This is a genomic window from Stenotrophomonas sp. 278, assembly GCF_003935715.1.
GTDB classification, from domain to species: Bacteria; Pseudomonadota; Gammaproteobacteria; order Xanthomonadales; family Xanthomonadaceae; genus Stenotrophomonas; species Stenotrophomonas maltophilia_AH.
In genome coordinates, this window is the sequence record NZ_RHPP01000160.1 from 1 (window position 1) to 8,533 (window position 8,533).

Consider the following 8,533-nt stretch of genomic DNA (forward strand, 5'->3'; position numbering starts at 1 on the left):
CTGCACATCGAGCGCGGCGACCAGGGCGTCCCAGTCGGCATAGCCCAGCGTGGCGGCCAGGCGCAGGCGGTCGGTGGGGTCGCTGGACAGCGCGTGGGTCTGAGCGTCGCGCAGCATCTGCAGGCGGTTCTCCAGCCGGCGCAGGAAGTCGTAGGCGTGCAGCAGGTCCGCGCCGTCCTGCGGGTCCATCTGCCCGCAGGCGACGAGCGCGGGCAGCGCGTGCAGAAGGCGGCGCTCGCGCAGGGTGGCCTCACGCCCGCCGCGGATGAGCTGCAGGGCCTGGGTGAGGAACTCGATCTCGCGGATGCCGCCGGGGCCGCGCTTGATGTCGTCGAACATGTCCTTGCGCGCGACTTCGGCGGTGATGGCAGCCTTCATTTCGCGCAGGCCGTCGAGGGCGGTGAAGTCGAGATAGCGGCGGTAGACGAACGGGCGCAGGGTCTGCAGCCAGGCTTCGCCGGCGGCGATGTCGCCAGCGACGGCGCGGGCCTTGAGCCAGGCGTAGCGCTCCCAGTCGCGGCCCTCGCGCTGGAAGTAGTTGTCCATGCCGGCGAACGAGAGCGCGACGCGGCCGGCATTGCCGAACGGACGCAGGCGCAGGTCGACGCGGTGGCTGAAGCCGTCGACGGTGGTGTCGTCGAGCAGGCGCGCGAGACGCTGGCCGAGGCGCGCGAAGTATTCCTCGGCAGCTAGTGGGCGGGGGCCGTCGGATTCGCCGCCCTGCGGGTAGGCGTAGACGAGGTCCACATCGGAACTGAAGTTGAGCTCGCCGCCGCCAAGCTTGCCGAGGCCGAACACGACCAGTCGCTGGGCGCTGCCGTCGGTGCTGGCGCGGACGACGCCGTGGCGGCTGGCGAATTCCTGTTCCAGCGCGGTGAGCGCAAGGCCGAGGCAGTCCTCGGCCAGCGCGGTGGCTCCGCGCAGGGTGGCGGGGACGTCGTCGAGCCCGTTCAGGTCGCGCCAGATCAGCCGGGTGGAGGCGGCGGTGCGGTAGCGGCGCAGACGGACCGGCCAGTCGCTGGGGTGCTCGGGATCGAGTTCCGGCAGCGGGATCGGCGGGCAGTCGTTTTGGGTCAATTGCGACAGAAGTGCGGGCTGGCGGCACAGCGTGTCGATGGCGAAGTCGCTGGCTAGGGCGAGTTCGCGGAGCTGGTCGAGGACGGGTTCGGTGGGGGGCCAGTGGGGCGTGTCGGCCAGGCTGAGGGCCAGGCGCGCCAGGGCGCGGTCTACCAGAGGGACGAGGGCGGCGGGGACGGCGTTGGCGGGGATTGGCATGTGCCGATTATGACCGCGGGTGTGGCGGGCATGGCGTTTGACGCGCATTGGGTATCAGGTGGGGATCGCGGCGGTGAGGCGTCTCGGGCGGTGACGCGGTGCGTGGGACGCGCATGGCGCGTCGCTACGGGATCCCGGTGTAGGGACACGCCATGCGTGTCCGCGCGGTGCCGACGGTGCCGGCCAACGCCGCCATTCCCAAATTTCGGGCATAAAAAAGCCCGCTTGCAGCGAACTGCCAGCGGGCTCTGCTCCCTCCCCCACGTCGGGATGCAGGGCGATCATCTAGGCTCCGGAAACAAGTTGCACGCTGCACTGCAAAACAATACTGGTGGGTACAGAAGCTTTCTGGAAGCTGAATACGGACGATTATTTCGTGTATCCGGTCTAGCACCTTGGTCGAACGTCAGGGGGTGTCGGCAATGGCCGATAATGAAGGTCCCCTACACAGCTGCTGTTGCCATGTCTGTTGATCGCATTGCCAACGCGCGTCTGCGCGACCGGGTGGTTTCTGCTGAAGCTGCCGCTGCACTGATTCAGCCAGGTGAAACCGTCGCCATGAGTGGCTTTACCGGTTCGGGTTATCCGAAAGCGGTGCCGGTGGCGCTGGCCGAGCGCATTGAAGCCTTCCACGCGCAGAACCAGCCCTTCCAGATCAGCCTGATGACCGGCGCTTCGACCGCGCCGGAACTGGACGGCGCGCTGGCCAAGGCCGATGGCATCGCCATGCGCATGCCGTTCCAGAGCGACCCGGATGCGCGCAACCGCATCAACGAGGGCAAGCTGGATTACATCGACATCCACCTCAGCCACGTGGCCCAGCATGTGTGGTTCGGCTTCTACGGCGACATCGACACGGCGGTGGTGGAGGTTTCGGCCATTCGCGAAGATGGCTCGCTGGTACCCTCCACGTCGGTGGGCAACAACAAGACCTGGCTGGACCTGGCCAAGAAGGTGATCGTCGAGGTCAACGAGTGGCAGCCTGCCGGTGTGGACGGCATGCACGACATCTACTACGGCACGGCGCTGCCGCCGTACCGCAAGCCGATTCCGCTGGTGCACGCGAACGACCGCATCGGCGATACCGCGCTGCGCTGCGACCCGGACAAGATTGTGGCGGTGGTGCGCACCAACGGCCCGGACCGCAACAGCCCGTTCAGCCCGATTGATGCGACCAGCGAGCAGATTGCCGGGCACCTGATCGAGTTCCTGAAGCACGAGGTGGCGCGCGGCCGCCTGCCGGCCAACCTGCTGCCGCTGCAGAGTGGCGTGGGCAACATTCCGAATGCGGTGCTGGCGGGGCTGGGCAAGAGCGGCTTCCGCGACCTCAGCGCGTTCACCGAAGTGATCCAGGACGGCATGCTGGACCTGCTGCGCGACGGCGTGCTGAGCTATGCCTCGTGCACCGGTTTTGCGCTGAGCCCGCAGGCGAATGAGACGTTCAAGGAGAACATCGATTTCTACCGCGAGCGCATCATCATGCGCACGCAGGAGATCTCGAACCATCCGGAACTGGTGCGCCGCCTGGGCTGCATCGGCATGAACGGGATGATCGAGGCGGACATCTACGGCAACGTGAATTCCACCCACGTGATGGGCACGCGGATCATGAACGGCATTGGCGGTTCGGGTGATTTCGCGCGTAACGGGTTCCTGTCGGCGTTCCTGAGTCCTTCGACGGCGAAGAACGGAACCATCTCGGCGATCGTGCCGATGGTGAGCCATGTGGATCACACCGAGCACGATGTGTCGGTGATCGTGACCGAGCAGGGGTTGGCGGATCTGCGTGGGTTGACCCCGCGCAAGCGTGCGCGCGTGGTGATTGATAACTGCGTGCACCCAGAGTTCCGGGACCAGATCAATGATTATTTCGAACGTGCCAGCCGTGAGAGTTATGGCAAGCACACGCCGCATCTGTTGCCGGAGGCGCTGTCGTGGCACCAGCGGTGGTTGGATACCGGGACGATGAAGGGGTGATGCGGAAACGCCGGGGATTTCCCGGCGTTTTTGTGTGTGTCGGCGGCCCGTGTGCCGACCAACGGTCGGCACCTACCGATGCGGCCCGGGCAACCGGTAGGTCACGACCGTTGGTCGTGACCCACGCACACCGTCAACCGCGCAACGCGGCCAACGACTCGTCCTGCAGGCGCTGGTAAATCCCGAACTCATCCTCCACCTTCAACCCGAGCGCCTGCTCAAACGCCTCACGGTTGGCATGCGCGGCATACGCGCGCTGCTCTTCCCCGCCCAGGTTGGACTGGAAAATCCCCGCCGCACTCACCGGCAGGAAATCCTCGTACACAATCGGGTCCGCCGTCGCCAGACCGGCGGCAATCAGCGCCTCGGCCGGCAGATCACCCACCGCGGCCTTGTCCGCACGCCCGGCTTCGGTCAGCGCATAGCGGTAATACCCCAGCCCCTCACGGCGCAGGGTGTCATGGTCGTCCGGGAACGCAGCGAACGCATTTGCCAACCGCGTGGTGTAGTCACCGCCGGTGCTGCCTGCCCCGTCGGCATCACGCGCCTGATTCAACAGCTGGTCATACAGCCCGCGCCCGTTGGGGGTCAGCGCCAGACCGCGCTGTTCAATCTCGCCGAAACGCGCGGTGTGGGTGCCGACATCACTGCGGCCGTCTTCAGGGAAGTTCACCTCTTCCTCCAGCGCCTTGAAGCTGGTCTGGCGCAGCAGAATCGGGCAGCGACGTGGCGGCGGGCCTTCGACCACGGCCTTGGCGTCGATGCCGCGCGCGAGCATGCCGGCCTGGGCGGCGTCGATGTCCAGCGTGCGCGGGGTGAGGTGGTTGATGTGCGGGCCGCGGAAGCTGACCACGTCGGCGATGAGGCGGTGAGCCTTGCTCAGTGCGTGGTAGGTGTCCAGCGACACGGTGGCGTCGCTGTGCCAGCGGAAGGTTTCCAGCGCGGCCAGCACGAAGCGGCGCGCTTCGGTTTCTTCCAGGCCACCGTCACGCTCGGCCTTGGCGATGAGGTGCAGGCATTCGTCGGTGAAGATGTGGCGGCGCGCGAGGATCTGCGCGGCCTGCTCGCGCAGGGCGGGGTCTTCGATGAGCTCCAGCCGCAGCAGCGAGGTGAACACGCGGAACGGGTTGTGCGCGAGCGCGGCGGCGGTGCGCGGGCGGAATGCGGTGGAGTGCACCGGCACGCCGGCGACGGACAGGTCGTAGTAGCCCACCGGGTGCATGCCCATCACCGCGAACAGGCGGCCGAGGGTGGCGAGTTCTTCGGCGGTGCCGACGCGGATCGCGCCGTGGCGTTCCTGGGCGAGGCGCGCGCGTTCGTCGTTGCGGTCGAGCTGCTCGGCCAGGGCGGGGTTGTCGGTGAGGACGGCGTCGTTGATTTCAGCGACCAGGTCGACCAGCGTGCCGTACAGCGGCACTTCGGTGCGGTACATGCTGGACATGGCCTGCGCGAACAGGGTGCGGATGTCGTCGGGCGAAACGAAGGCAGTGGTGCTCATTGCGTACTCGGCAGCGGACACGGGGGATCCACGCATTGTCGCGCAGGTGGGTGGGGGCCGGCGAGGTGCAAAGCAGCAATGGGGGCCGGTGGTGCCGGCCGCTGGCCGGCAACCAGGCAAATGCTGCCGAAGGTCCATGAGGTTCCCGACCAGCGGCCCACGATATCGGGGGGCAGAGCTAGGCGCGGTTGCCGGCCAGCAGCCGGCAATGCCGGGGTGCCTCCGCAGCGCGCGGCGGCGCGTCGATTCTCCGACTGTTTCGCGCAATCTGTCGCCATCACCCTGATATCAACCAGGCACCTGCGGCAAACCGCCGTCATAAGCCGTGCTTATCCGTAACTCGCGAACGCGTCAATAGCGTCCAGTATTCGACGCAAACCGCATGCCAGAGTGCACAATCCATCAATTGATGTCGCAACGTGCCCATTACTGAATATATGCGTCCGCTCGGAATTGTTGGGTAATCGCGAAAGACGATTGACTTACAGCTCCACCTGGCCAAATTTGGCACCGAGCAACCAACGCTCGCTCTGGATGAGGAAATGTACCTTCAGCGAAACGGGACTTTGATCCTACTGCTAAGCATTTCGGCGTTCTATTGTCTTGCCGGCACGCTATCCACGCTGGGACCACTACTGTGGATCGCCCTAGCGGTCTCGACAGTCTTTTCTCTCGTCTCGTCATGCCTGAAGACGTCTTCAGCTCTTCTGAGGGCAATCTCGTCGTCGGTCGCAATACTGGCCGTAGCGAGGTTGCTGGTGTTCAGCATATTTGGACGATGAGGTTCTTGATCCATGTTGAGAATTTTCGTAACAGCGCTCCTTCTAGTGGCGATCACAACTGAGGATTCCGCCGCACAAGCTATCGCAAGTGTTCAATGTGAACGCTGCAGCCAACACCAAAGGGTGGAGGCCGCACTAGCTGAGATCGACATTGGCGGAGTTTCTGTATTCAGCCTTTCCACTCGGGAGATCCATTCGTACGTTGTCACTCCAGACCGACAGGTACACGAAATCGGCGTGAACGCCGAACTCGCGGCGTACTACAGTGAACTCAGTTGGCTGTATCACCACAACGGTGGATCCTTGGAGTTTCGGGTTCCGTCACATGTGATCGCTCAAGGGCTCAAGGGTATCGATGTCTTGGAGCAGGGCAACGAGAGCAAGCTTGCCTTGCGGCAGGCCGACATCCCCGAGAACGCCTACGAGGCCATCGCAAGCCCATCGAAGATGAACAACGTCCACGAATGGATGCGATGGAAGCTTCCTTCCTTTATCGCAGGTGGGCAGAGCGTGGTCAGGGTCTTCAATCCAGCAGCATGGCTCAATGCAAAGTCATCCCAGGTTGTTGTCAGGCTGGAATTCCCCGATCAGTCTTCGATGTTGATTACCTACAACTACGACAGCAAGTTGTGGGAGCGGATTCCAAACAGTGGCCGCGATGGCCACAACAACAATATTCCTGAGGGGTTGCAGGATTTTGCTGGCGGCGGGTACCGGGAGTACAACTTCGCGGGACCACCGGCTACCGATCTCCAGAATTTCTTGTGGTGGGCCCACTCGAACGGAGTGCATATCAGTGGCTCAACCGGGAAGAGCCGCTTCGCCTGTACCAGCGCAGGTGGTCAGGTCAACTGTGTCGCATACTGACGCTTAGCCACTTCGCTCCCGCTATCGGCGGGAGCGAAGATCGAGGCGAGTTCTGCGGGTCTTCGGAAGGGCAACGCGGGGATGCTTCGATGGTCATGAGGTTGCCGGCCAGCGGCCGGCACTACCGGATCTCGATTGCGGGCAGAATCCAGGCGTATGCCCGACCATCCATGTAGTGACGGGCCATGCCCGTCACAGGGGAATCACCGTTCGGCTGCCGCCGCCGCGGCCCGCGCGCGCTTGTCGCGCTGCTCGCGATCGCCCAACTGCCGCTTCAAGGTGGCATCCAGCTCCACCGGGCGGTCCCAGTGATCATGGCTGGCCACGATGGCGTGGCGCAGCGCGCGCCAGTGCAGGTTGGTGGGTTCGGTGCCGAGGTCGTCATTCACCACATCGGACCACTGCACGAACCCGCCCTCTTCCGGTACGTGCCGGCTGAAGGCGCGCACGCTGTCGCGGCAGGAATGCTCGGTGACCTTGCCCCAGAAACAGGCGAAGTAGATGTCGCCGGCATGCCAGCCGTGGGTGTACATCAGCGCGGCGATGTAACCGCGCGAGACGCCGGCGTAGCGCTCTACCTCGTCGAGGAAACTGTCGGGAAAGCGCTCGGCGTAATGGTTGATGTCCTGCAGCTGGGCGTCCACCCACTCGTCGCCGGTGTGCACCTGGTAGGTGTCGGACTTCTCGGCGGTCTGCTGGGCCTGGGCGGCCAGTGGCCACCCCAGGCACAGCACCAGCAGCAGGCACAGGCGCTTCACCGGCTCAACCCTGTGCGGCCTTGGCTTCAATGGCGCGCAGGGCCTGCGGCCAGTCGAAGGCGGTGGGGGCTTCGACCATGCGCGGTTCGTCGGCGGCAACACCGTGCTGGGTTTCATGCGCCCAGGTGACCGCGTACGGGGTGTGGATGCCCCAGCCACCGAGGGTGACCACCGGCTCGATGTCCGAACGCAGCGAATTGCCGACCATGACGAACCGCTCGATCGGCAGGTCGAATTCTTCCAGCACGCGTGCGTAGGTTTCCGGGTCTTTCTCGGACACGATCTCGATGCGCGGGAACAGGTCGCGCAGGTTGGCGACCTTGATCTTGGCTTCCTGGTGGAACAGGTCGCCCTTGGTGATCAGCACGATGGGGTAGTCGTTGGCGATGGCGGCGACCGATTCGCTGACGCCGTCGATCAGCTCGACCGGATGACGCAGGGTGTCGTGGCCGATGTCGATGATCTGCTGCAGGTCACGCGCGGTGATGGTCTGCTGGCTGATGTCGATGGCCGCTTCGATCATCGAGAGGGTCATGCCCTTTACGCCGTAACCGAACACGGCCAGGTTGCGCTGCTGCACTTCCAGCAGATGGCGCGCGGTGGCGGTGTCGTGCAGGTCGACGTAGCGGGAAAGGATGTCCAGGTAGTCCTGCTCGGCCTTGCGGTAGTAGTCCTCGCTCTTCCAGAGCGTGTCGTCACCGTCGAAGCCGACCAGGCCGATGGGGCCGGTGGGCGTGGGTTGTGAGGTCATCATGGGGGAAGGATAACGGCTATGCCGGGATATAGGACACTGGCTGGGATGTGACCTCGTAGAGCCGGGCTTGCCCGGCTGAACGACCGACCCAAAAAAGGAAGGACGGCCGAAGCCGCCCTTCCCCCCTCACTGCCTTTCACCGTTGTCCAGCGGTGTTGGGCCCTTCTGCGCTCGGTGTTGCCTTGGGTGTCGGCCAGCGGCCGGCATTTTCGGTGGAGCAGCCGGGCAAGCCCGGCTCTACGGTCGCGCGTCCCGATGTCATGGGTGAACGGACGGTTCGCGCGTACCCGGATGTCGCGGGTGAACGGGCGGTTCGCGCGCACCCGGTGATATGGGTGCGCGCGCTTACGGGTTACTTGCCCGGGGCGTTGCCGCCGTTGGCGGCACCGGTCTGCTGGGCGGCCACGTAGGCCTTGTATTCATCGGGGGTCAGCTCGCCATCCTTGTTGGTGTCGGCCTGGTCGAAGACCTGGGCAAGGCCGGCGTTCACCTGGGCTTCGGACTTGCTGATGGTGCCGTTGCCGTCGGTGTCGACGCTGGCCCAGGTCTGACCACCACCGCTGGCCTGCGCCGATGCCTGTGCGGCAGCACCGGTGGCGGCGTCGGCGGCCTGGTCGGCGGC

6 protein-coding genes and 1 pseudogene are annotated in these 8,533 nt (G+C 64.8%); 2 read left to right on the forward strand and 5 right to left on the reverse strand.

The genetic code is table 11. The features are described from left to right. Positions 1 to 1,275, reverse strand: a pseudogene (locus EGJ34_RS18870) (glutamine-synthetase adenylyltransferase); the annotation flags it as partial. Positions 1,276 to 1,737: 462 nt separating this feature from the next. Between EGJ34_RS18870 and EGJ34_RS18875 the strand changes: the two are divergent. Beyond that, positions 1,738 to 3,252, forward strand: coding sequence for an acetyl-CoA hydrolase/transferase family protein (locus tag EGJ34_RS18875; RefSeq protein WP_125361996.1), 1,515 nt, complete (start codon positions 1,738 to 1,740; stop codon positions 3,250 to 3,252). A gap of 133 nt (positions 3,253 to 3,385) precedes the next feature. Here EGJ34_RS18875 and EGJ34_RS18880 read toward each other — a convergent pair whose 3' ends face one another. Further along, positions 3,386 to 4,750: a VOC family protein gene (locus EGJ34_RS18880; RefSeq protein ID WP_125361997.1), complete on the reverse strand. Its 1,365-nt coding sequence runs from the start codon at positions 4,748 to 4,750 to the stop codon at positions 3,386 to 3,388. Between the two features lie 1,019 nt (positions 4,751 to 5,769). Here EGJ34_RS18880 and EGJ34_RS18885 point away from each other — a divergent pair. Further along, positions 5,770 to 6,399 (forward strand): hypothetical protein, encoded by a 630-nt coding sequence (locus tag EGJ34_RS18885; RefSeq protein ID WP_125361998.1) that lies wholly within the window; start codon positions 5,770 to 5,772, stop codon positions 6,397 to 6,399. Between the two features lie 203 nt (positions 6,400 to 6,602). Here the strand turns inward: EGJ34_RS18885 and EGJ34_RS18890 are convergent, their stop codons facing one another. The 3 genes from EGJ34_RS18890 to EGJ34_RS18900 all read right to left on the reverse strand — a co-directional run. Further along, entirely contained in the window at positions 6,603 to 7,157 is a 555-nt protein-coding gene (locus EGJ34_RS18890) for a hypothetical protein (protein ID WP_125361999.1), read from the reverse strand. Between the two features lie 4 nt (positions 7,158 to 7,161). Continuing rightward, entirely contained in the window at positions 7,162 to 7,911 is a 750-nt protein-coding gene (locus EGJ34_RS18895; RefSeq protein ID WP_125362000.1) for an HAD family hydrolase, read from the reverse strand. A gap of 352 nt (positions 7,912 to 8,263) precedes the next feature. Then, positions 8,264 to 8,533, reverse strand: a 270-nt coding sequence (locus EGJ34_RS18900) for an EF-hand domain-containing protein (protein WP_148100523.1), incomplete at its 5' end; no start/stop codon positions are given.